The 20,506-nt window shown below is 68.9% G+C and carries 23 protein-coding genes and 4 pseudogenes; 17 read left to right on the forward strand and 10 right to left on the reverse strand.

The genetic code is table 11. The annotated features are described in order from the left end of the window. Nucleotides 1–259 precede the first annotated feature (259 nt). The 6 genes from ACFY1J_RS40900 (at nt 260) to ACFY1J_RS40925 (ending at nt 5,872) form a co-directional block, all read left to right on the forward strand. Complete coding sequence (locus ACFY1J_RS40900) at nt 260–1,078, forward strand: SDR family oxidoreductase (RefSeq protein WP_390711832.1); 819 nt, start codon at nt 260–262, stop codon at nt 1,076–1,078. A 159-nt stretch (nt 1,079–1,237) separates the two neighbouring features. After that, complete coding sequence (locus ACFY1J_RS40905) at nt 1,238–2,506, forward strand: acyl-CoA dehydrogenase family protein (protein ID WP_390732999.1); 1,269 nt, start codon at nt 1,238–1,240, stop codon at nt 2,504–2,506. A 1-nt stretch (nt 2,507) separates the two neighbouring features. Next, a complete protein-coding gene (locus ACFY1J_RS40910) occupies nt 2,508–3,290 on the forward strand; it encodes an SDR family oxidoreductase (protein WP_390711834.1) in 783 nt (260 codons plus the stop codon). Nucleotides 3,291–4,247: 957 nt separating this feature from the next. Then, on the forward strand, nt 4,248–4,412 hold the full coding sequence (locus ACFY1J_RS40915; protein ID WP_390733000.1) for a DUF5994 family protein: 165 nt from the start codon (nt 4,248–4,250) through the stop codon (nt 4,410–4,412). A gap of 417 nt (nt 4,413–4,829) precedes the next feature. Further along, entirely contained in the window at nt 4,830–5,102 is a 273-nt protein-coding gene (locus ACFY1J_RS40920; RefSeq protein WP_031029805.1) for a hypothetical protein, read from the forward strand. A 284-nt stretch (nt 5,103–5,386) separates the two neighbouring features. After that, nucleotides 5,387–5,872, forward strand: coding sequence for a DUF5994 family protein (locus ACFY1J_RS40925; protein ID WP_390711836.1), 486 nt, complete (start codon nt 5,387–5,389; stop codon nt 5,870–5,872). A 38-nt stretch (nt 5,873–5,910) separates the two neighbouring features. Here ACFY1J_RS40925 and ACFY1J_RS40930 read toward each other — a convergent pair. The 5 genes and pseudogenes from ACFY1J_RS40930 to ACFY1J_RS40950 all read right to left on the reverse strand — a co-directional run bounded on the left by ACFY1J_RS40930 (nt 5,911) and on the right by ACFY1J_RS40950 (nt 9,704). Continuing rightward, nucleotides 5,911–7,180 (reverse strand): annotated as a pseudogene (locus ACFY1J_RS40930) (ATP-binding protein). Nucleotides 7,181–7,331: 151 nt separating this feature from the next. Beyond that, nucleotides 7,332–8,159 carry a slipin family protein gene (locus ACFY1J_RS40935; protein ID WP_390711838.1) on the reverse strand — a complete coding sequence of 276 codons (828 nt, stop codon included), beginning with the start codon at nt 8,157–8,159 and terminating at the stop codon, nt 7,332–7,334. A 175-nt stretch (nt 8,160–8,334) separates the two neighbouring features. Next, entirely contained in the window at nt 8,335–8,610 is a 276-nt protein-coding gene (locus ACFY1J_RS40940) for a hypothetical protein (RefSeq protein WP_390711839.1), read from the reverse strand. Nucleotides 8,611–8,621: 11 nt separating this feature from the next. Continuing rightward, entirely contained in the window at nt 8,622–9,317 is a 696-nt protein-coding gene (locus ACFY1J_RS40945) for a DUF5994 family protein (RefSeq protein WP_390711840.1), read from the reverse strand. Between the two features lie 39 nt (nt 9,318–9,356). Next, on the reverse strand, nt 9,357–9,704 hold the full coding sequence (locus ACFY1J_RS40950) for a hypothetical protein (protein ID WP_390733001.1): 348 nt from the start codon (nt 9,702–9,704) through the stop codon (nt 9,357–9,359). Nucleotides 9,705–9,854: 150 nt separating this feature from the next. Between ACFY1J_RS40950 and ACFY1J_RS40955 the strand changes: the two are divergent. Both ACFY1J_RS40955 and ACFY1J_RS40960 read left to right on the forward strand, forming a co-directional pair. Further along, nucleotides 9,855–10,208: pseudogene (locus ACFY1J_RS40955) on the forward strand (acyl-CoA desaturase); the annotation flags it as partial. A gap of 42 nt (nt 10,209–10,250) precedes the next feature. Continuing rightward, nucleotides 10,251–10,703, forward strand: a complete 453-nt coding sequence (locus tag ACFY1J_RS40960) for a DUF5994 family protein (RefSeq protein WP_390711842.1) — start codon at nt 10,251–10,253, stop codon at nt 10,701–10,703. A 23-nt stretch (nt 10,704–10,726) separates the two neighbouring features. On the opposite strand, the gene ACFY1J_RS40965 is transcribed toward ACFY1J_RS40960, so the two are convergent. Together ACFY1J_RS40965 and ACFY1J_RS40970 are read right to left on the reverse strand one after the other, a co-directional pair. Beyond that, nucleotides 10,727–11,173 (reverse strand): DUF5994 family protein, encoded by a 447-nt coding sequence (locus ACFY1J_RS40965; protein ID WP_390711843.1) that lies wholly within the window; start codon nt 11,171–11,173, stop codon nt 10,727–10,729. Nucleotides 11,174–11,406: 233 nt separating this feature from the next. Beyond that, nucleotides 11,407–11,672: pseudogene (locus ACFY1J_RS40970) on the reverse strand (hypothetical protein). Nucleotides 11,673–12,388: 716 nt separating this feature from the next. Here ACFY1J_RS40970 and ACFY1J_RS40975 point away from each other — a divergent pair. The 3 genes and pseudogenes from ACFY1J_RS40975 (at nt 12,389) to ACFY1J_RS40985 (ending at nt 14,454) form a co-directional block, all read left to right on the forward strand. Further along, nucleotides 12,389–12,544, forward strand: a complete 156-nt coding sequence (locus ACFY1J_RS40975) for a DUF6131 family protein (protein WP_390711844.1) — start codon at nt 12,389–12,391, stop codon at nt 12,542–12,544. Nucleotides 12,545–12,614: 70 nt separating this feature from the next. Further along, complete coding sequence (locus ACFY1J_RS40980) at nt 12,615–13,109, forward strand: SRPBCC domain-containing protein (protein ID WP_390733002.1); 495 nt, start codon at nt 12,615–12,617, stop codon at nt 13,107–13,109. A 2-nt stretch (nt 13,110–13,111) separates the two neighbouring features. Continuing rightward, a pseudogene (locus tag ACFY1J_RS40985) lies at nt 13,112–14,454 on the forward strand (phytoene desaturase family protein). 387 nt (nt 14,455–14,841) lie between these two features. Here ACFY1J_RS40985 and ACFY1J_RS40990 read toward each other — a convergent pair. Next, the gene (locus ACFY1J_RS40990) at nt 14,842–15,657 is read right to left on the reverse strand and encodes a hypothetical protein (protein ID WP_390733003.1); all 816 of its coding nucleotides are present in this window, start codon (nt 15,655–15,657) and stop codon (nt 14,842–14,844) included. Nucleotides 15,658–15,880: 223 nt separating this feature from the next. On the opposite strand from ACFY1J_RS40990, the gene ACFY1J_RS40995 reads away from it, so the two are divergent. From ACFY1J_RS40995 to ACFY1J_RS41020, 6 genes are all read left to right on the forward strand, one after another. Beyond that, nucleotides 15,881–16,324: an Asp23/Gls24 family envelope stress response protein gene (locus tag ACFY1J_RS40995; RefSeq protein ID WP_390711912.1), complete on the forward strand. Its 444-nt coding sequence runs from the start codon at nt 15,881–15,883 to the stop codon at nt 16,322–16,324. A 30-nt stretch (nt 16,325–16,354) separates the two neighbouring features. Further along, on the forward strand, nt 16,355–16,546 hold the full coding sequence (locus tag ACFY1J_RS41000; RefSeq protein WP_390711847.1) for a hypothetical protein: 192 nt from the start codon (nt 16,355–16,357) through the stop codon (nt 16,544–16,546). A gap of 3 nt (nt 16,547–16,549) precedes the next feature. After that, the gene (locus ACFY1J_RS41005) at nt 16,550–16,960 is read left to right on the forward strand and encodes an Asp23/Gls24 family envelope stress response protein (RefSeq protein ID WP_390733004.1); all 411 of its coding nucleotides are present in this window, start codon (nt 16,550–16,552) and stop codon (nt 16,958–16,960) included. Further along, nucleotides 16,957–17,634, forward strand: coding sequence for a DUF6286 domain-containing protein (locus ACFY1J_RS41010; protein ID WP_390733005.1), 678 nt, complete (start codon nt 16,957–16,959; stop codon nt 17,632–17,634). The genes ACFY1J_RS41005 and ACFY1J_RS41010 overlap by 4 nt, the downstream gene beginning before the upstream one ends. Before the next feature lie 6 nt (nt 17,635–17,640). Then, nucleotides 17,641–18,237, forward strand: a complete 597-nt coding sequence (locus ACFY1J_RS41015; protein WP_390733006.1) for an alkaline shock response membrane anchor protein AmaP — start codon at nt 17,641–17,643, stop codon at nt 18,235–18,237. Between the two features lie 462 nt (nt 18,238–18,699). Continuing rightward, nucleotides 18,700–18,873: a hypothetical protein gene (locus tag ACFY1J_RS41020; RefSeq protein WP_390711851.1), complete on the forward strand. Its 174-nt coding sequence runs from the start codon at nt 18,700–18,702 to the stop codon at nt 18,871–18,873. Nucleotides 18,874–19,319: 446 nt separating this feature from the next. On the opposite strand, the gene ACFY1J_RS41025 is transcribed toward ACFY1J_RS41020, so the two are convergent. Further along, nucleotides 19,320–19,562, reverse strand: coding sequence for a hypothetical protein (locus ACFY1J_RS41025; RefSeq protein ID WP_390711852.1), 243 nt, complete (start codon nt 19,560–19,562; stop codon nt 19,320–19,322). 195 nt (nt 19,563–19,757) lie between these two features. Then, complete coding sequence (locus tag ACFY1J_RS41030; RefSeq protein WP_390711853.1) at nt 19,758–20,447, reverse strand: GAF and ANTAR domain-containing protein; 690 nt, start codon at nt 20,445–20,447, stop codon at nt 19,758–19,760. Nucleotides 20,448–20,506: the final 59 nt, after the last annotated feature.

A 20,506-nucleotide genomic window follows, 5' to 3' on the forward strand; every position in this document is an offset into this window, starting at 1 on the left:
CTTCTCTCCTGCTCGTCTCCTTCACGGACATGACGACCACGCCAGGCGCATGGCCGATTCCGTGGGCCGAGCTCCTTGACGATCCTTCTGTGAGCCGCTCACGCCCATGGGCCAGGCTGGCCTGCTCCGCGTAGTGTGTCACGCCCGACAGTTGAACTTGACGTCGGATTCAATTATACAGGGGTGGGGAAGAGCAGGGTCACGCCATCGCGGGGCCCATGCCCCGGCATCGCACGCCCCGCCGCGGAGAGGGTTCGCTGTGAACGTTGCACAAAGAGTCGCCATCGTCACCGGAGGTGGCGGCGGCATCGGCAGCGCGCTGGTCGCACGACTCGCTCGCGAAGGTGCCCGGGTCGTCGTCGCGGACCTCGACGCGGACAGCGCGCGGGCGGTGTCCCAAAGAGTCAACGCCCACCATCCGAAAAGCACCGTCAGCGCCGGCGCGGATGTGTCGGACACCGCCCAGATCCAGGAGTTGGTCGCCCTGGCGGAGAGCGCGTTCGGTCCGGTCGACCTCTACTTCGCGAACGCGGGCATCGCCGGGGCGCTCGGCCTCGACGTGAGCGAGCAGGACTGGGACTTCTCGATCGACGTGAACCTGCGAGCCCACATCCGTGCAGCGAGGCTGCTGGTGCCGCGGTGGCTCGAGCGCGGTGAGGGCTACTTCGTCAGCACCGCCTCGGCGGCCGGGCTGCTCACCCAGATCGGCTCCGCCACGTACGCCGTCACCAAGCACGCGGCCGTCGCCTTCGCCGAATGGCTGAGTGTCACGTACGGTGATCGCGGGGTCCACGTCAGCTGTCTGTGCCCGATGGGGGTGAACACCAAGCTGCTGTCCTCCGGGGAGGACTCCGGGGACCCGCTGGGAAGAGCCGCGACACGAGCCGTCACGTCCGCGGGTGACGTCCTGGAGCCGGCCGAAGTCGCCGACGCCGTCCTGGCCGCGATCGAGGACGAGCGCTTCCTGATCCTGCCGCACGAAGACGTTCTTGAGATGTACCGGCAGAAGGGCTCGGACTACGACCGGTGGCTGCGCGGGATGCGCCGCTTCCAGAGCTCCCTGCTGGCGCAGGCATGACCGGCGCGCCGGGCGAGGCGGATTCCGCGCCGGAGCCGGCCTGCAACTCGGCCTCATGCTCCGGGCCTTCCGCGGGTCCGATGTCGTCGAAGGCGTGGCCAGTCACCTCGACAAGCGCGCCCGCCGAACTTTCCCTCCCCCTACCCGTCAGGAGTTCAGATGTCTCTGTTCGATATGTCGGAGCGCGCCAAGAAATACCAGGCGGATCTGCTCGAGTTCATGGATTCGCACATCTACCCCGCTGAGGCGGCGTACCACGAGCAGATGAGCGCGTCGGGCGACCCGCACTTCCACCCGCCGATCATCGAGGAACTCAAGGCGGAGGCGCGGGGGCGCGGACTGTGGAACCTCTTCCACCCGCACCCCGAGTGGGGGCCGGGGCTGACGAATCTCGAGTACGCGCCGCTGGCGGAGATCATGGGGCGCAGCCACATCGCCTCCGAGGCGTGCAACTGCAACGCTCCCGACACCGGCAACATGGAGGTGCTCACGCTGTTCGGCAGCGACGAGCACAAGGAGAAGTACCTCAAGCCCCTGCTCGACGGGACGATGGCCTCGGCCTTCGCGATGACCGAGCCGCAGGTCGCCAGTTCCGACGCCACCAACATCGAGTTGCGGATGGAGCGCGACGGCGACGAGTACGTGCTCAACGGCCGCAAGTGGTTCGCGTCCAACGCCCTGCACCGCAACTGCAAGGTGCTCATCGTCATGGGGAAGACGGATCCCACCGCTGCCCCGCACCGGCAGCAGTCGATGATGGTCGTCCCCATCGACGCCCCCGGGGTCACGGTGATGCGCGGGCTGCCGGTGTTCGGCTACCAGGACCGCGAGGGGCACGCCGAGATCGATTTCACCGACGTACGGGTACCGGCCAAGGACGTCCTCAAGGGCGAGGGTGAGGGTTTCGCGATCAGCCAGGCCCGGCTCGGTCCCGGCCGTATCCACCACTGCATGCGGGCGATCGGCGCAGCCGAGCGGGCACTGGAGCTGATGTGCCGGCGCGCGCAGTCGCGGGTGACCTTCGGCAGTCCGCTTGCCGAACGGTCCAACATCCAGGACTGGATCGCGGAAGCACGTATCGATATCGAGATGATTCGCCTGCTTACGCTCAAGGCCGCGTATCTGATGGACACGGTCGGGAACAAGGAAGCGCGCACCGAGATCGCGGCCATCAAGGTGGCGGCCCCGAACATCGCGTTGAAGGTCGTCGACCGCGCGATCCAGGTGCACGGAGGAGCGGGAGTGACCGAGGACTTCCCGTTGGCGATGATGTACGCCCAGCTGCGGACGCTACGGCTGGCGGACGGCCCCGACGAGGTCCACAAGCGGGCCATCGCACGACACGAACTGCGGCAGTACCGCAGCGCGGACACCGCGTTGGCGAACGGCACGGGCACCCGCGGCGGCCACAAGGCAGCGGTGAACTGAGATGACAGGACTCGATCTCACCGGTCGCACCGCCGTCGTCACCGGAGCCTCGCGCGGAATCGGGCTGGCGATCGCCCAGGCCATCGCCGCGGCCGGCGGAAACGTCGTCCTCACCTCCCGGTCCCAGGAGGCGGCTGACGCCGCCGCGGCCCAGGTCGGGGGCACGGCGCTCGGCGTCGCTGCGCACGCGGTCGACGAAGAAGCGGCCCAGCGCTGTGTCGATCTGACGCTCGAGCGCTTCGGAAGCCTGGACATCCTCGTCAACAACGCGGGGACCAACCCGGCCTTCGGGCCCGTCATCGATCAGGATCACGGCCGGTTCGCCAAGACCTTCGACGTAAACCTGTGGGCCCCCGTCCTGTGGACGGGTCTGGCCACCCGGGCCTGGATGGGCGAGCACGGCGGGGCGGTCGTCAACACCGCGTCGGTCGGCGGCATGGCCTTCGAAGCGAACATCGGGCTGTACAACGCGTCGAAGGCCGCACTGATCCATCTCACGAAGCAACTGGCCCTGGAGCTCTCTCCGAAGGTTCGCGTCAACGCCGTGGCACCAGGTGTGGTGCGCACGAAGCTGGCCGAGGCTCTGTGGAAGGAGCACGAGCAGGCCGTGTCCGCCTCGACGGCGCTCGGGCGCATAGGAGAACCTGCCGACATCGCCTCGGCGGTCGCCTTTCTGGTCTCGGACGCCGCGAGTTGGATCACCGGCGAGACCATGGTGATCGACGGCGGCCAACTCCTCGGTGACGCACTCCCGTTCAGGCGAGGAGCCGGCATCGGTTTCTAGTGCGGGCATCGTCGGAATCGACGCCGGGGCAGTGAACCGCTGACTCGAAACCTCGGCGTCGATTTCGCCAGGCCGCCTGTCTTCGACGGCTCGGCCAGTCGAATCCTCGTGGCCGCTGTTGCCCTGGCACAGCACCCGGTGCCGGGTATCCAGGGAGTGCTGCCCGCGCCGTGCGCGGGGCGTTTCAGCCGGGCGGTGCCGACAGATGGATCAGGATGCCGCACACCTCGTCCACGATCTCCTGGGCGGGTCCTTCACTTTGCGTGGCTGGTGGCGAGAGCTTCAACATCGTCGGAGAGGACCCGTTCCGGCAGGCCGAGCCAGGTCCCGCAGGCCACCCGGCGGGCGGTGACCTTTCGGGGGTGAAGCTGAACACCCGGGGCCATGGTGGCGGCGCCTGGTCGGACAGGGCCTCGGCTGCCTGCCGGGACCGTGTGAGGCCTTGTCGGGTGCCCGCCGGTCGCCTGTGGCAGCGCGGCCGAGGGCTTCGATGCTGGACAGCCAGGCGTCGGCCACGGACGGGCACTGCTGGCCGAGGGCACGGTGGGGCCGGTGTGCGAGGTTGAATGACGAGCTGGCTCGCGATCATCGCCGTACCCACCGCGATCATCGGCTACTACGGCCAGAACCCCAGCCTCGGGCACCCGGTACCAGGTCCCGAAGGCAGGAAAATACCAGGTCAGCTGCGGCGTTTCGGGCCGGCGGGCGGAGTAGGGTGAAGGCACCGGGAGTCCTTCGCGCACCGGCTCCGCTGCGGGTGCCGTTTCCGGTGATCGACAACGCCGGGCCGCTCACGAGCCCGGGGCAGGTTCGCGCCATGTTCGTGACCATCGACCGTACGACATCGGGCAGGCGCGCGCCGTCGCTGCCGGTCCGCTTGTCGCTGACGCCCGCGCAGGGCGGGCTCGACGGCACGTGGTGGCCTCGCTCCCGTGACTCACCCGTGCGCTGCCCCCCTTGACAGCCGCACTGGGCGACATCGGGGGCCGCATCACGCGTGTCACGGTGAATCCGGTCCACTGGCCCGTCATCCCGCGTTGGGTGTCCGTCGCCGGGCGCACGGTGCATGTGGGCTGGTCCACCGAGGAGCAGGATCCGCCGCGCGGCTGGTGGCCGGCGTAGGCATCGATGCCCCGGCCCGGGAGGAAGCAGCAGACAGGATCGCTGCCCGAATCAGGGAAGAAGCGTGGGAGACCGACGGCGGAGCAGGTCGGCCCTCGTCCCTGCCCCGGCCCATCGGCTCGGCAGGGCGTGCGCCCGGCGGTCGGCGGAGGTGAGAGAACCATGACTGTCATTGCCGTGGCCGTGCTGCTTCTTCTGATCGCCGTCGGGGTCGTTCTGATTCACCGGCTCAACGGTCAGCACGACGAACGGATCGCCGCCTTCCACTACAGCGATGTTCTGCCGGGGATCGGGCGTCGGACCCGGAGGCAGCGTCGGTCGGCGGTGGATGCGACCGTTCCGACGCGCCCTACCGCGACGGCGACCGCGGATGACATCGACTTCGGCCCGACCGCGGGCGGTAGAGGAAGGCGCGTCATGGCGATATTGCGAGACCGGAAGACGTACCGCGAGAGGATCATGCAGGCTCTGTACCAAGCCGCCGAAGGCAATCGCCTCCTGGGCGTCGATGGGGCGAAGCTCCGCACCGACCTCGGTATCCCTGAGCAGGACATGGCTGCTGCCTGTATGTACCTGGCGGGCGAAGGCTGGGTCGTCGTGGACTGGGGGAGGGGCAACACGCCCGCGATGATCACGCTGACGCACCAGGGGATCCGGCAGATGGAGACAGAAGAGGAAGGGCGTGGCTGAGCCGCCGCGTCGGCTTCTCGGACCGAAGTGAACCTTCGCATGGATTGCTTATGCCGGAGTAATCCCTTTGGCGTAATGTGGAAAGCGGGTCGGCGCACGCTCACGTGCAATGACCCGGAAGGGCGGCTCCGGCGGGTATACGCCGGAGCCGTTGCCTGTTTCCGTAACCGCGCCCTGCGGCGAAGCGCTTGCGCGAGCGTCGTACGGAGTACGGTGAGGTAGCAGGGTCGTATCGCGGTCGCACGCCCTGCGGTCGCACTGCTCTCTGCGGACGGGCGGACACCATGGCCGACTCCGACACCCCCGACCTCCCCAGGCTCCTGCCGGACACCGTCCACCGGTCGCTGAAGCCCGGCACGGCTCTTCTGCGGCTGGAGACGACACACGCACGCGAGGGAATCCTGGACGGCGCATGGTGGCCGCGGACACGAGACATCGGCGCCGAGCTTCCCTCGCTGATCACCGCGTTGACCGAGCATCTCGGGCCTGTCACCCGAGTCGGTCTGGACAGCAGCGCCTGGGACGAACTGCCGACCCGGGTGGTGGTCGACGACCGAGTCGTGCACATCGATTCCTTCCCGGTCGGTGACGACACCGTCCTCATCACCCGGGGCGACCGGGACCATTTCTCCCTGATGCTGGTCCCTCCGGACACGTCGCCCGACGCGGCACGCGCCGCGATGGCCAGGGCCGTACGGGCCGACAACGTCACCGAGGCCAAACAGATCCTCATCGATACGGGCAGCGACACGCCACGTACGCCGACCTGAAACCTCCGTCGCAGATCGGCTCCCCGTCGGCCTGGACGCTAGATGCGGGCGAACTTCTTCGTCTGCTGGGCAAATTCATGGGCCATGGCGGCGCTGACCGTGGGCTTGGTGTCGCGGATCGTGTCCAGGTAGTCGTCCGTGGTGGGGGCGGCCCGGGTTCCGGTGTCGAAGGTGCGCTCGAACTGGGCCTGGGAGACGGTTCGCGCCGCGTGGGCGATGTCGGCGGGGGTGAATCCCTCGCTGGCGGACGCGAGTACCGCGCTGTCGGCCCGCGCGCCCGCTCGGGCCAGGTAGCTCTTCCACAGCGCGGTCCTGGCGGTGTGGTCGGGAGGGCCGATCGGCAGCACGTAGTCGAAGCGGCCGTGCCGCAGGAACGCGGAGTCGAGCGTGGTCACGTTGTTCGTGGCGCAGACGAGCAGCCGTCCGTCGTGGCTTCGGAACCGGACGATCGCCTTGAGCAGTTCGTTGACGATTCCGACAGCGGTCGCGTCCGCGCCGCCGCGTTCGCCGGCGATCTCCTCGACCTCGTCGATGAAGACCAGGACGTGGTCGAGCCGGGCGATCTCGTCGAAGCGTCGGTTCAGCCCGGTCGCCAGGCCGTACTCGGCGGCCAGACGGGCGGGGAACAGTTCGAGGAAGGGCCATCCCAGGCGGCTGGCGATCGCGTGCGCGAACGTGCTCTTGCCGGTCCCTGGCGGGCCGAACAGCATCACCGCCCGTGGCAGTTCCACTCCGTGCTGGGCGGCCAGTTCGGGATGGGCCAGCGGCAGGACCAGGCGCCGTTCGATGAGCTGCTTCTCCCGTTGCATGCCCGCGACCTTCTGCCACAGTCCCCCCCGGCGGCAGCTCCGCTCCGAGCGAGGACAGCGTGCCGGCCGACTGCGGAGTCACCGGCCCGCGCTTTTCGAAGAAGACCAGCCCGGGGCGGGCGCCGAAGTCGCAGTTGCGCAGGGCGGCGGCACCGGTCTCGCCCTCGGGCAGGACGGCGTGCACCGCCCGGACGCCGTCGGCGAAGAGCCGTTGCTCAAGGGCGGTGATCAGGGCACTGCCCAGCCCGCGCTGCCGCCAGCCGGGCGCCATGCAGATGCGCAGGATCCATGCCCGTTCGCCCTCCACCCTGCTCACCGCGGCGCCGATCAGCACGTCGTCGGCCGTGGCCACCACAGCCGGGTGGCGGGCCTGGAGGGCCGTCACGGCGTCCGAGAGCGGGAAGAGCGGCGGCTCCTCGGTCGTGCTGCTCTCCGCATCGACGCGGATCACCGCTTCGAGATCGTCCTGGGTGTAATCCCTGACCCGCCAACCCGTCATGATCAGCTCCGCGTGTTCGGACGTACTTCCATCATCAGCCGATGCCCGGGACGCGCGCGACAGGCGGCGGCCACGAGTCCGCCCTGGTGGCACGCGTCGCTCGCCCGCACCACCACCGCGGTATGCGGTGGTGGTGCGGGCCGTGGTCGGGTCACGCTGCGGTTCCGGGCGCGTTGCCGGCCGGTGGCGCCGCGGCGGAGAGTGCAGCGGCCGCACTTTCCCGGGCGAGGAAGGAGCCGAGCTCGCCGATGGTGCTCATGAGGGGGGCGGGGAAGACGACGGTGGTGTTCTTGTCGACTCCGATCTCCACCAGGCTCTGGAGATTGCGCAGTTGAAGCGCCAGGGGGTGGGCCATCATGGTGTCCGAGGCGTCGCCGAGCGCGGCGGCGGCCAAGGACTCGCCCTCCGCGTTGATGATCTTCGCTCGCTTCTCCCTCTCGGCCTCGGCCTGGCGGGCCATGGCGCGCTTCATGGTGTCCGGCAGCTGGATGTCCTTGAGCTCGACCAGCGTGACCTGCACGCCCCAGTCGACGGTAGTGACGTCGAGGATCTGGCGGATGTCCAGGTTGATGCGGTCCGTCTCCGACAGCGTGTCGTCGAGCGTGTGCCGGCCGACGACCTTCCGCAGGGTGGTCTGGGCGATCTGGTTGATCGCCGCGTTGACGTTCTCGACGGCGACGACCGACTTCACGGCGTCGACGACCCGGAAGTAGGCGACCGCCGACACATCGACGCTTACGTTGTCCCGGGTGATGATGCCCTGGGATTGGATCGGCATGGTGACGACCCGCAGCGACACCCGGTGCAGGACGTCGACGAACGGGATGATGAACCGCAGCCCCGGGGACCGTGTTCCGACGAGTCGGCCGAAGCGGAACAGCACTCCCGTCTCGTACTGCTTGACGACCTTCACGGAAAGGGCGAGGCCGAGGAGGGCCAAGAGGCCGATCACTACGATGAGAACGATCAGGGCTTGCATGTGATGCTCCCCGGGACGAGGACCATGTGTTGCGGGGACGTGTTGCGGGGACGTGTTGCGGGGACCCGTCGGCCGAGATTCCTGCATGTGGCTGCGTCGTGCGTGAGGCAGGGCCGAAACCGGTCGGTACGAGCCAAGTCGACGGTTTGTGCGCGGGGCCGGGAACGTCGCCTCGTCAACTGTGGTGAGTGGTGCGGCTGCGGTGGCATCCCGGTGGGAAGCGGCCGCGGCCCCCGTCGCGGTGGTCCCGTCGTTCGCCGGTGGTCTGGGACTCGGACCGGTCCGGTCCCACCGGGGGTTGCGGCGTGCCGCGGCCGCGGTGCTCGGGCAGGGCGCGGCTGTTCGGGTGCACGGCGGTTCTTTCCGCGTGCTCGATGTTGAGCCGGTGGATCGCGAATGCCGCCGCTGCGATGAGGACCACCAAGTCGGCGGTCATCAGGAGGGTGGTCATGGGCGGCCGTCTCACATGCCGATGATCAGGCGACTGACGCGACCGGCGGGTGCCGGAACGGCCGCGGAGGTCGAGGTAGCGCCGCCCTCGTACTGCCGTGCTTCGTCCGGATCGAGTGGCCGGTCGGCCGCGGAGACGGCGTGTCGGGCCTCGTCTGCGGCGATGAGTGCGCTCGCGGTCAGTGGGGGGCCGTCGTAGTCGGACGCGGCCGCCATCAGGCGGGCCGCCGACTCCGCTCCGGTCTCGGGTGGGATGACCAGCAGGTCCCAGCGGCCGGTGCCGTAGGAGAGCAGCAGCAGCTTGTGCGGGTCGATTTCAGGGGTGAACCAGCCGACCTTGACGACATGACCGCCCACGGGAATCTCGTGCGGGATGACCGGCCAGTACTTCGGGTTGACGGCGATGCGGGTGATGCGGCCCCACAAGGGGTCCAGCACATCGGTCAGTGCGGGCAGTTCACTCAGCAGGTCCCGGGAGCGGGGCCACCAGGCACCGTCCAGGAGTCCGCGGGAGGTGCCGTCGGTCTTCAGCGCGAGACGCGCGGCCGGGGCTGCGACGGGCTCGTGGTGTGGCAGGAGTTGGTGCAAGGTCGCCGACATGATGCGGACCCGTCTCCGGGCCGCCTTCGCGGCGACCCGGGTTTCATCTCTCGCCGAGAACGACCCGGCGTGGAAGCCGGTGTGCGAAATGCCCTCGGTACGGTCCACACTACTCCGCGCTCAGTCTCGGCGCGGACCTGTGGTCGCCTAGATGCGGAGCAGTCGTTGGGTGATCTCCCGGTACTGCCTCAGCGCGTGCCGGAGTTCGTCGGACTGTGTTCCGGGCGCCTGGTCCTGCCAGCCGGCGCGGAGGAGACGCCGCCGTTCCGCGAGGGCGTTCACGAGCTGGGCGGTGGCTTCGTCGTAGGCGCTCTCGGCCTCTTCCAGCGCCTTGAGCGGGGTGTCGGCGAAGGTGTTGAGGGCGTGCCTCAGGCGCAGGAGGATCTTGTCCCGATCGGCCGACGGGAGCAGCGGGTCCGGGCCCGGGCTGCGGCGTTCTGCGGGGCTCCGGGTTTGTCCCGTGGGCTGCTGGGCGCGTGTCTGGTCGTACATCATCGTGTGCCCTTCCGTCCCGCCTGAAGGCGTCCTTGGTCTGATCGTCGCCCTGCCGTTCGTGGCGCTCGGCCTGGCCGGCCGGCTGCTGTGGGGCGCCTCATCCATCCCGCCGACATCCTGCCGGCCGTCGTTCTCTACACGGTCACCGGTCTCGGCGGCACCTGGGTGTCCGGCCTGACCGCCCTTCTGTGGGCGGGACTTGTTCGTATCGCCCTGCTCCACCATGTGACCTGGAGCGTGTACTCGCTGTGTCACGTGATCGGTGGGCGCCCGTTCCGCACCCGGCGTCACGACCGGGCCACCCATCTGTGGCCGCTCGCCCTCCTCTCCTTCGGGGAGAGCCGGCACAACCTTCACCACGCCGACACCACCAGCGCCCGGCACGGCGTCGATCGTGGCCAGGTCGACCCATCGGCCGCCGTCATCCGCCTCTTCGAACGCCTCGGCTGGGTGTACGAGGTGCGCCGGCCGACGCCGGCCCGTGTCGCCGCCCGTCGTGCCTGACGTCAACCACTCATCCTCATATGGCAGCTGGCAGGAGCCTTCATGACCACCGCACTGCAACCCCCGCTTCCCTCCCACCCCGTCCTCCGCCTGCGCCTGGCTCCCCACGTCAGCATGCCCCGGCCCATCGACGGGGCGTGGTGGCCTCGTTCGTACGATCTGCTCGCGGAACTCCCGCGGCTGCTCGCCGGGTTGCCGCGTGCGTGGGGTCACATCAGCAGCGTTGCGGTGAACGGGGCGAAGTGGTCCGCAACGCCCGGCCGGATGTTCGTCTTCAACCAGGCCGTACGACTGCGCAGGGCCCTGGCGGCATCCGCCCCGCACACGGTCGTCCTGCTCGCTCCCGGGCGGGGCGTTGGGACCTGCTGGCAGCCCTCCGGACACGACCGCGGAAGCAGCGGAACCGCTCATGGCAGCCGCCTCTGGCAGCCGCCTCGGGCGGTCACGTCTGATCCGGCCCACCACCGACTCCCCGGCGGTCACCAGGGGCACTGACAGCCGGGATGTGGCGACGACCGTCACAGCCCCATCACCCGTCGGCCGGACCGGCCGTGGTCGGCCTCGTACAACGAGGAAGTCTCGTCAGTCCGTTCCGCCGCCAGGAGAGCAGTCGCGGTCAGCTGCGGGACGGTGCTCGCGCTCGCGGCGGCCATCAGTCGGGCGGCCGAGAGGGCACCGGTCTCCGGGGGTATCACCAGGAGGTCCCAGCGGCCGGCCGTGTAGGACAGCAGCTGAATCTTGTGCGGATCCAGCTCCGAGGTGAACCAACCGACCTTCACGACATGGCCGTTGACGAACAACCTGCGCGGGACGATCGGCCAGTGGCGGGGGTTGACGACGATATGGGTGATCCGTCCCCACAGCGGGTCCAGTACGTCCGCCAGAGCGGAGAGTTCGTGTGCCAGGTCACGGGAGCGGGGCCACCAGGCGCCGTCCAGCTCGACCCGTCCCGGGGACGTACTCACGGGTTTCAGAGCGAGGCGCGCGGTCGGGGCCCTGAAGGGCACAGCGCGCAGCGGGGGATGGTCAGTGGTGGCGGACATCGTGCGAACCCGTCTCCGGACCTTTGCGCTTGGCAGTCGGCCGGTGCCGTTGCTCACCAGGAACGACACCGGTATCGGGGCCGGTGCGCGAAATGCTCCCGATGAGTTCACGCTACTCCCCGAAGCGGCCGAACGGACCGCTCTCGGCCACCGGCTCACGTGGCCCGGTGGCCCTCCTTCGAGGAGCGGTTGTTCTCCAGCCAGGACCGCGCCTGTTCCGTCGCGCGCGTGGTGTCCATGGTGAGCTGGAGACGTGTCCCGCCGTCGGTGCCCGCGGGATAGCTGCGCTGCTCGCCGGCGGCGAAGGCGGAGAACCTCCGCGATGACGGGCGACCTCGGGGGAGGCGGCGACGATGCGCACGTCGGCGTGTCTGTCCGAGGGTATTCGTGGGCTGGATGGCGACCTCGTCGTGTGGGCGATGACGCCGGCGCACGCCTGACATCCGCGCTCCGTGTGGAGACGCAGACCTGGGCGGGCGCGGCGGCCCGGCGGACGGGCCCGGCCTGACTGTCGGATCAGACGGCACTACTCACCTGCCCTGACGGGCTGGTTGAGGTTGACCTCGCACGCTGCCGCGCCCGCCCGTATCCGGCCCTGCCAGGCTGCCACGGAACCCCGCTGGTCGAGCGAGAGGGGGCGGTACTGGTGATGTGCGGTGCCGCCCTGGCGCGCTTGCACAACGGGAAGCCGAACGCCGTCGCCGGCGGCTTTGACGACGGCGCGGTGCCACTTGTCACAGGGCCGGGGACGCCGATGCCGCAGGGCGTTGGCGTAAGTGCAGCCACACGCTGTGCGACATGGCCTCGACCGGGTACCGGCGCCCCTTGTACGACGGCGGCGGACTCACCACGGACGGCCCCCTCCAGCGTGATCAACCCGAAGATCATCCCACCCGCCCAGCCAACCAGCGTGGCCGCTGGCGCGTCCTCTGCCCCCGGGGGGTGCCTCCATGTCTTTCGTCAAGCGAGGCGTGGGGTTCTGGGTTCGTACAAGGTGCCGGCGCGGAGCACCGCGAACGGCACGCTGATGCGGTGTTGCGCGAGGCGGACCCCCTGCTGAATGGGAGGTCCTGGCTGTGATGCAGCTCCGGTATGGGGTACTCAGCCTTCAAGGGGCTATTTCTCCTGGAGGCGAACATGATCATCCTGGGGATCATCCTACTCGTCGTCGGATTCCTCACAGGAATCAGCATCCTGTGGACGATCGGAATCATCCTGCTGGTCATTGGGCTCATCCTCTTGATTCTTGGCTCCGTTGGTCACGCCGTGGGCGGCCGTCGACACTACTGGTAACGACTGCGACACAGCAGGTTAGGGTACTCAGCCGACGTCGACCTATTTACCCAGATATGAGGGGATTGTCATGGCGATTCGCCATCAAGTCATCGAGCACCCTCCCGAAGCTGTTTGGGCTGTACTGGAGGATCCTGAACTATTTGGCGAGTGGGTCGTGGGTACCTCAGCCTCATGGGCGCTCGACGAGCGATGGCCACAGATCGATGCGGCGCTGGCTTACTCGGTGCGGCTGGGCCCCTGGTCGTATGAAGGACGCACTGTGGTCCGGCGCACCGAACCGCCCCGATGGCTGGAGCTCGAGGCGGAGAGCGGTCGCCTGGGCACGGCGCGTATTGCCATCGAAATGCGGCCCTGGGGCGGGCATACCTTGGTCATCGTCGATGAGCATCCGCTGCGCGGGCTGGGCGGAGTTCTGCATGCAGCGCCCCTGGACCTGCTGATTCAGTTGCGGCACCGCAGCATGCTGCCGCGCCTGGCGCGAACCGTCGAGCGCACGTCCCCGAAGGCAGACACCGCCGGACCGCCTGAAAAACGCTCGCCGGCGACGCAAGTAGGGGGCTGAGCGTGCTGGACGCTGTGGTTGTCGGGTCGGGCCCGAATGGTCTGGTGGCTGCCAATCTCCTGGCCGACGCGGGCTGGAGCGTGGAGGTCCTCGAAGCTCAAAGCCAGCCCGGTGGCGCCGTCCGCAGTGACCGCGGGGTCCATCCTGACTATGTCAACGACGTGTTCAGTTCCTTCTACCCGCTCGCTGCGGCGTCACCGGTCATTCAATGCCTCAACCTGCAGGCCGAAGGCCTGCGCTGGTCCCATGCACCCTCTGTCCTCGCTCATCCCCTGCCGGACGGACGGTGTGCCGTCATCGAGCGGTCACAGGACCAGACCGCGAACGGACTCGATGCCTTCGCTCCCGGGGACGGCGAGGCCTGGTCGCGCATGTGCGCTACGTGGCACGAGATCAGCCGGGATCTTGTTGACACGCTGTTCACCCCCTTTCCCCCGCTGAAGGCCGGTGCCCGCCTCGCTCGGCGACTCCGGGTGCCGGGCGGTCTTGCTCTCGCTCGTTCACTTGTGCTGCCCGCCAAACGCCTTGGTGAGGAGGAGTTCCGTGGTGAAGGGGCGCGTTTGCTTCTGGCTGGGAATGCTTTGCACGCGGACCTGCCCCCGGAGGCTGCAGGCAGCGGTGGCTTCGGATGGCTCATGTGCATGCTCGGACAGCAGCACGGCTTCCCCGTCCCTACCGGAGGCGCTGGACAGTTGTCGGCCGCGTTGGTGCGTCGCTTCCAGCGTCTGGGCGGCACCGTGCGCTGCGGCGAACCTGCACGAGAAATTGTCGTCCGAGGAGGCCGCGCCGTGGGCGTTCGCACCGCGTGCGGGGAGGCGATCCCGGTACGCCGCTGTGTGCTGGCTGATGTCTCCGCGCCGGATCTCTATGGCGGGCTGGTGAACGAGCAGCATTTGCCGCCCAGACCATCACCGCCGACGCCGGCGAGGACGACATCCACGGCACGTGGGACGAGCGCGAGCAGGAAGCCATGGCCGACCGCATGGAACGGCATGTGGAGCGCTACGCCCCCGGGTTCCGTTCGCTGATCAGGGCACGCAGAATCCTGGCACCCCCGACGCTCCAAGCCCTCGATGCCAATCTGCACGGCGGTGCGATCAACGGAGGCACTGCCAGCCTGCACCAGCAGTTGATCTTCCGCCCGGTGCCGGGTACCGGACGCCCTGAAACTCCCGTCCGGGGCCTGTATCTGGCGTCGGCTTCCGCACACCCGGGCGGAGGAGTCCATGGCGCGTGCGGAGCCAACGCGGCCCGCGCGGCGCTCCACGCCACCGCAGGTACGGCCCGCGTACTCTCCGCAGCCCAGCGGCTGCTCGCCGGCCGACGCCGGATTCAGCAGACCTGAGCGTGTGCCGACCGCCACCGTGGGCCGACGCCTCGTTGGCTTGCCTGGTCTGGGTTGGATCGCGCCTACGCTCCCACCGCGCAGAGCGACATCCTGTAGCTCATCCCTACCTGGGATCAGGAGCTGGTGGTGTTCCTCGATCAAGCCGTCTGTGAAGCAGAGCGCGCCGGGCTTCCGGGTTGTGCTCCGTGGCGCCCAGCGGTCGACGACGCGACTCGGGACCGGCGAGTTCCTCGTATCAGCAAAGCCGGCGTGCCGGTCCGCACGTTCTGGGCATCGCCGGACCTTTTCGGAGATCAGCCTCGAGTCCAGGGATAGCGGCCGGCGTCGTCGCGCCGGCCGCTATCGAAGCCGCCGACTCGGGGGGTGTCTCGCCGGTCAGGTTCGTCAGCCCCTGGCCTCTACTGCCGTGACGATGACGGCGACGGTCACCGGGCCGGGGGCGTCGGCTGTCGCCGCCGTGGTCACGACTGCGCGGACGGCGCGGGCGACGTCGAGGCAACGATGGGTCTCGTCGGTCGCCAGCTCGATCTGGACGTGTCTCCCCGGGGGTTCACTGCTGTCCCTGATGCGGACGGGGTGAGCGGGGCTTTCCCCGGTGCGGGGCATGAGTGGTCCTGAATCGGTGGCCAAGCGGGTCACGCCGGGTATGGCCGCCGCTACATCGGCCAGCAGTACGGCCAGTGCTCGTACCGGACTCTCGCCCGGTGGCGGCTGCGGGGGGCCTGGAGCCGCGACGTGGGATGCCCCGGTTCGGGCCTCTGTGATGGGGGAGGGGTGCTGTGGCGTGGTCCCGGCTGCCGGGGCTGGGTCGTCCAGGAGGTCTGTCACGTGCAGGTCGATCGCGGCGGTCACCAGTCCTAGGCGTTCGTGGGCCGCGGTGAACAGCGCCTGCCGCAGTTGCTCCGCGGAGTCTGGCAGGGGCTGCCCGACCGGTGCCGAGAATTCGGTTTCGATGCGCAGCCGTCCCGGCGGCAGTGCGGTCCAGGGCGCCGGAACGGAAGGCTCCACCGCTGTTTCCGGGTCGGCCGGCCGGACGCGCACCGCGCCCAGGTACGCCCCAGCCTCGTAGGCCGCGCGGCTCAGCACCTCGCCGACCGCGCTCTCGGTGATCCAGGCACCGTCCTCAGGTCCGCCGAGCGGGAGGAGACGGCCACGGCCGATCTGCTGTCGCACGGTCGGCGCCCACCTGTCCGATGCCATCGGCTCACGCCCCTTCCGTATCGCCCTGTGTCCAGACCGCTGGAACCACCTCTCATGCGGCCGCTCAAGCCATCCGCTGAGTGGGAGAGGGCTACGTCCCGGACTTTTCTGATTACCGACTAATCGAGCTTAACGTGGGGACTCGTACGAAAGGTCCATAAAGGCGGAAGAGGTGACGGTTATGACCGAGATGGGACAGCAGAACCAGCGCGCTCCCGTCGGCATGAAGGTCGCGGAGGAGACCGCCAAGAAAGACGTCGCGGCGGGGCGCGTCGAGCCCGGCGCACGGGGCCGGACCACCATCGCCGACGGCGTCGTCGAGAAGATTGCCGGGATAGCGGCCCGTGATGTGGTCGGTGTGCACGCGATGGGCAGCGGCATCTCCAGGGCCTTCGGTGCCGCGCGGGAGCGCGTGCCCGGTACCAGCAAGTCCGTCTCGCGCGGCGTCAAAGTCGAAGTCGGCGAGACGCAGACGGCGATCGATCTGGAGATCGTCATCGACTACGGGGTCTCGGTCGCGGACGTGGCGGCCGCCGTGCGGGAGAGCGTGATCTCCGCTGTCGAGTGGATGACGGGCCTGGAAGTCGTGGAAGTCAACATCGCGGTCAGCGACGTGAAGCTCCCCGACGAAGAGGAAGAAGAGGAAGAGCAGCCACGGCTGCGGTAGCCGGCCTGGTGAATCGCGAAGGAGTGCACGATGAGCATGGCCGTGGTGGGGTTGCTTGCCGGTATGGGGCTCGGTTTCGCCGGCTATTTCGGCGGCTTCGGGGCGTTTCTCCTGGTGGCGGCGCTCGGCGCCGTGGGGTTCGTCGCCGGAGGGCTTGCGGACGGTGACTTTGAGCTCGGACGCTTCGTCCGCAGCCGTGATCGCGTCGACCGGCGGCGGTGAACGGTGCCGCAGCCGCAGACCGCCTCTCCGGCGGCGGTGTCCAGAGGCGCTCGCGGTGCGACCCGCGTCGCCGATCGAGTCGTCGCGAAGATCGCTTCGCAGGCGGCGCGTGAGGCACTGAGCAGATCTGGCGAGTCGGCGCCGTCCGTCCTTCCCGGCCGCTCGAAGCCGCACGCGACCGTGTCGGTGCGCCCTGCGCCCGAGCGGGAGCATGCGCTTGGCCAGGCGCGGGTGCACATCGTGGTGGAGCTGGGATATCCGTCCGACATCGGTGCCCAGTGCGGCGCGGTCCGTCGCGCGGTCAGCGAGCAAGTCAGCCGACTGGCGGGCGTGAAGGTTCAACAAGTCGTGGTGACGGTTGAGCGGCTGCATTCGGCACACACGCGGGGCGTGATGACCGGGAGGACCAGATGAGCGAACAGCAGCCGGAGGCTGCCACCCAGCGAGTTGCGGCAGACGACACCGAGCAGCCTCGTCCCACCCTGGCCGACAAGGCCGGAAGGTCCGGACCAGGCCCACCGGCATCCGGTGGGCAGCACGTGCGCCGGTTCTGGTCCACGCGGCGCGTGCCCGCCGCGATCGTGGCCCTGCTCGCAGCCGCGGTCACCGGTCTCCTCCTGTACGACGTGGTGGCCGTCCGGGTCGGCCGGCCGGCGATGAGCTGGCGGCGCAGTCTCGCCGACGAACTGGCGTCCCGTCCCCTCGACGACGGCTGGATGATCGGCGGCGCAGCGCTCGCGATGGCCGTTGGCCTGTGGCTGCTGGTCCTTGCGGTGACCCCGGGACTACGGCGGCTGCTGCCGATGCAGCCGCCCGCTGATACGCGGGCTGCCGACCTTCGATCCGGGCTCAACCGCTCCGCCGTCGCACTTGTGCTGCGCGACCGGGCCATGGAGGTGCCGGGCGTCCAGTCGGTCCGGATCGATGTGGGCCGCCACAAGATCAGAGCGAGGATCCGGTCCCACTTCCGTGATCTCGAAGAGGTCCGGGCAGACCTGGAATCGGCACTGGCAAACGGCCTACAGCAACTCGGGCTCGCCCGGCCGCCGGCTCTGTCCCTTGACGTCCGGCGACCGAAGAAGAGGTGACAGCACATGATCAGGACGGTCAACCGGGTGCTGCTGGCGCTGATCGGGGCCGGCCTGTTCGCGCTGGGCGCTGCGGTGTTGCTCGGCGGGCTCGACCTCCAGCGACGGTGGAACTTCCAAGTGCCCGCCTGGTGGCCCTTCCGGGGGCCGCACGATGTGGTGCTCGGGGTGGAGGGGCGGACTCGGTTCCGGGACCAGCTGTGGTGGTGGCCCGTCGTCATTGCCGTGCTGGCCCTGCTGCTGATCCTCCTGCTGTGGTGGCTGCTGGGCCAACTGTGCAGGCACCGCCTTGCCATGATCCTCGTCGACAGTGGCGATGGGGAAGGCGCCCGGCTGCGGGGAGGAGCGCTGGTGTCTGTCCTGTGCGCCGAGGCTGAAGACATGGACGGTGTCGCGCAGGCCCACGTACGGCTGACGGGCAGACCCGATGCACCTGTCGCGCGAGTAGATCTACAGCTCGAAGCGCACGCCGAACCGACGAAAGCCCTGGAGCAACTGAGCCGGGAAACGCTGCGCCACGCGCGAGAATCCGCGAGCCTGAGCAGCCTTCCGGGCGAGGTCCAGCTCCGCGCGGTCCGCCACCGGGCCCGACGCGTGACATGACGACGACGCTCTTTCCGGCGTGTCCTCCAGATGCGTTGTCCACCACGTCCACTGCACCTGCTTCTACGTGCCGCGGTCGATCTTTGACGGCGGGGGCGGGTCGCATCGCCGCACTGGCGCTCAGGACCGGCATGAGGGGTCGGGCGGCTCCAGGTGCGATTCCCCCGGGCAACCCGACCCCACCCCCCGTCGGAGTCGTCTTTCGCGAACCGCTCCGCCTGGGCGAGAGCCGGGGGCACTCGCCGGGTAACGGCGTAAATTGTCCGCTGACCTGCGTGAATATCGACAGCGGGTCCCCAGCCTCACTGGGTCCCGCTCTCTCGTTCCCACTCATTGATCACGCACTATTTGCGATACACCTGCGCGCCGTGTCGGGGTGGGCTGCCCTCCAGACCTACGGGACTTGGTTTTGCCTCATGCCTCAAGGGCACGTGGCCAGAGAGACTGCGCGGAGGTACTGAAATGAGTGCTGGAGAGAAAGTCAAGGCAAAAGCCGAAGAGGTCGTTGGAAAGACGGTGCGGAAGGCGGCCCACGCGGTGCACAAAGATACGCTCGCAGCAAAGGGCGCTGCCCTCGAAGCACGGGGCAAGATGCGGGGCGAGAAAGAGAGGACCAAGGACTCCTTCAAGCACTGACCATGTCATGTTGGGTGCGCCTGGTCGCGTGGCACTGAACCGTTTACAAGGGCAGTGACCATCTGGCGAGCCGCAGTGCCAGAAGGCGCAGTAGGGGAGCGTGCGAGCCGGCTCCGGTTCTCCCAGGGGGCTGAACATTGGGGGTGTCTTCTCTGTCGCTCCCCTGCGACGGGGACGACGCCTCCGAACACCTGGCCCGTTGGTTGGTGTGGTGGGTGGTGCCTGGGGTTTTCCGACGATCCAGGAGGCCGTCGGGCCGAGCCGGTCGGCCCCTCCTTCAGCGGCCCGTACTTACGGGCGCTGATCACGACGCTCGCGCCCGCCGCCACGAGGGCCCTGGCGATGGATGCTCCGACGTTCTCACTGTCCCACTGGCACCGGTGACGAGTGCGCTCTTTCCGCGATGGCCAGAGCGGGTCCTTCCGGATCCGGTAAGGCTGCGTGGACTACGGCTGCGCTGCGTCGGATGCGGCGTGCCGGTCGCGCCGGAGGGCGGCTGCGGTGAGGAGTCTGCCGTCGCGGACGTTGAGGCTCAGGAGCGTGATGTTGACGGCGCCGCCGAGGAATTCGACGGCTTGGACGACCGCGAACACCGTGTCGAAGCGGCCGTCGGCGGCGAAGACCCGCAGGGCGAGGGCGCACGGGACGAGCACCAGCAGCCCGATCGCTGCCTCGGCGGGCGTGGTCACACCGCTGACCAGCGGTTCTTCAGCGAGGTGAGTTCCTGGGAGGCATACGGGCGTTGAGGGAGGGCCCATGTGAGGTGTGGGAGTGGTGGGGGAGGGGACTTGGTGTGTATGCCGGGTTTGGTGGCGTTCCCATGGGGCTGGCCCGGCCCAGGCTTCTCTGGTTCAGACACGTGCTGGGGGAGCCGCCCCACGGGATCAGGGGAGGCGGCCGTGTTTGCAGAGGCGGCCGGCAATCTCACGGAGTTTGATGTTGTGTTCCTGTGAGGAGCGGCGCAGCACCTCGAATGCCTCGTGTTCGGTGAGGTGGTGGCGGCCCATGAGGATGCCCATGGCCTCGCCGATGACGTGGCGGGTGGCGATGGCCTGTTCCATCTGGGCGTGGGTGCGGGCGCTGGAGAAGGCGACCGCCGCGTGGGAGGCCAGCAGCCAGCCGGCCAGCTCGCCGATCTCGGTGAACGCGCCGGGCCTGCGGGAGTAGAGGTTCAGCGCGCCGAGGTCCTCGTCCTCGGTGAACAGCAAGAAGCCCATCATGCTGCCCACGCCGAGGGCGCGGGCCTGCGGGGCGTAGGCGGGCCAGCGCGGCTGCTCGGCGGTGAGGTCGGCGATGCGGAAGACCCGCTGTCCTTGCGCGCGGTAGGCGGCGTCGAAGCATGGCCCTTCGCCCAGCCGCTGTTGCAGCTGGTCGCTGTCGGTGACCAGCTGTTCGGTGGGGGCGAGCGTTTCCACCGTCGTGTCGTGCAGCACCAGGATGCCGGCCGCGTCGCAGCCGTCCACCAGTTCGGTGGCCGACGCGGTGATCCGCTCCAACGTGGCAGTGACCGATTCCTGTGCCAGAAGATCCCGTGCCATCGACGCCATCTGCTGCGCGAACCGAGCCCAGTCCACAACCGTCCTCCGTCTCTCATTCCGCCCGGGACACACCTCATACCCAGCATTCGGGAGGG

It is taken from the genome of Streptomyces sp. NPDC001406, from assembly GCF_042895285.1.
Classification (GTDB): domain Bacteria; phylum Actinomycetota; class Actinomycetes; order Streptomycetales; family Streptomycetaceae; genus Streptomyces.

Excerpts from the sequence above, each read along its gene's own strand:
- ACFY1J_RS40905 (WP_390732999.1), top strand. The coding sequence starts at position 1,238 with ATGTCTCTGTTCGATATGTCGGAGCGCGCCAAGAAATACCAGGCGGAT.
- ACFY1J_RS40910 (WP_390711834.1), top strand. The coding sequence starts at position 2,508 with ATGACAGGACTCGATCTCACCGGTCGCACCGCCGTCGTCACCGGAGCC.
- ACFY1J_RS40920 (WP_031029805.1), top strand. The coding sequence starts at position 4,830 with ATGGCGATATTGCGAGACCGGAAGACGTACCGCGAGAGGATCATGCAG.
- ACFY1J_RS40925 (WP_390711836.1), top strand. The coding sequence starts at position 5,387 with ATGGCCGACTCCGACACCCCCGACCTCCCCAGGCTCCTGCCGGACACC.
- ACFY1J_RS40935 (WP_390711838.1), bottom strand. The coding sequence starts at position 8,159 with ATGCAAGCCCTGATCGTTCTCATCGTAGTGATCGGCCTCTTGGCCCTC.
- ACFY1J_RS40940 (WP_390711839.1), bottom strand. The coding sequence starts at position 8,610 with ATGACCACCCTCCTGATGACCGCCGACTTGGTGGTCCTCATCGCAGCG.
- ACFY1J_RS40950 (WP_390733001.1), bottom strand. The coding sequence starts at position 9,704 with ATGATGTACGACCAGACACGCGCCCAGCAGCCCACGGGACAAACCCGG.
- ACFY1J_RS40960 (WP_390711842.1), top strand. The coding sequence starts at position 10,251 with ATGACCACCGCACTGCAACCCCCGCTTCCCTCCCACCCCGTCCTCCGC.
- ACFY1J_RS40975 (WP_390711844.1), top strand. The coding sequence starts at position 12,389 with ATGATCATCCTGGGGATCATCCTACTCGTCGTCGGATTCCTCACAGGA.
- ACFY1J_RS40980 (WP_390733002.1), top strand. The coding sequence starts at position 12,615 with ATGGCGATTCGCCATCAAGTCATCGAGCACCCTCCCGAAGCTGTTTGG.
- ACFY1J_RS40990 (WP_390733003.1), bottom strand. The coding sequence starts at position 15,657 with ATGGCATCGGACAGGTGGGCGCCGACCGTGCGACAGCAGATCGGCCGT.
- ACFY1J_RS40995 (WP_390711912.1), top strand. The coding sequence starts at position 15,881 with ATGAAGGTCGCGGAGGAGACCGCCAAGAAAGACGTCGCGGCGGGGCGC.
- ACFY1J_RS41000 (WP_390711847.1), top strand. The coding sequence starts at position 16,355 with ATGAGCATGGCCGTGGTGGGGTTGCTTGCCGGTATGGGGCTCGGTTTC.
- ACFY1J_RS41010 (WP_390733005.1), top strand. The coding sequence starts at position 16,957 with ATGAGCGAACAGCAGCCGGAGGCTGCCACCCAGCGAGTTGCGGCAGAC.
- ACFY1J_RS41015 (WP_390733006.1), top strand. The coding sequence starts at position 17,641 with ATGATCAGGACGGTCAACCGGGTGCTGCTGGCGCTGATCGGGGCCGGC.
- ACFY1J_RS41020 (WP_390711851.1), top strand. The coding sequence starts at position 18,700 with ATGAGTGCTGGAGAGAAAGTCAAGGCAAAAGCCGAAGAGGTCGTTGGA.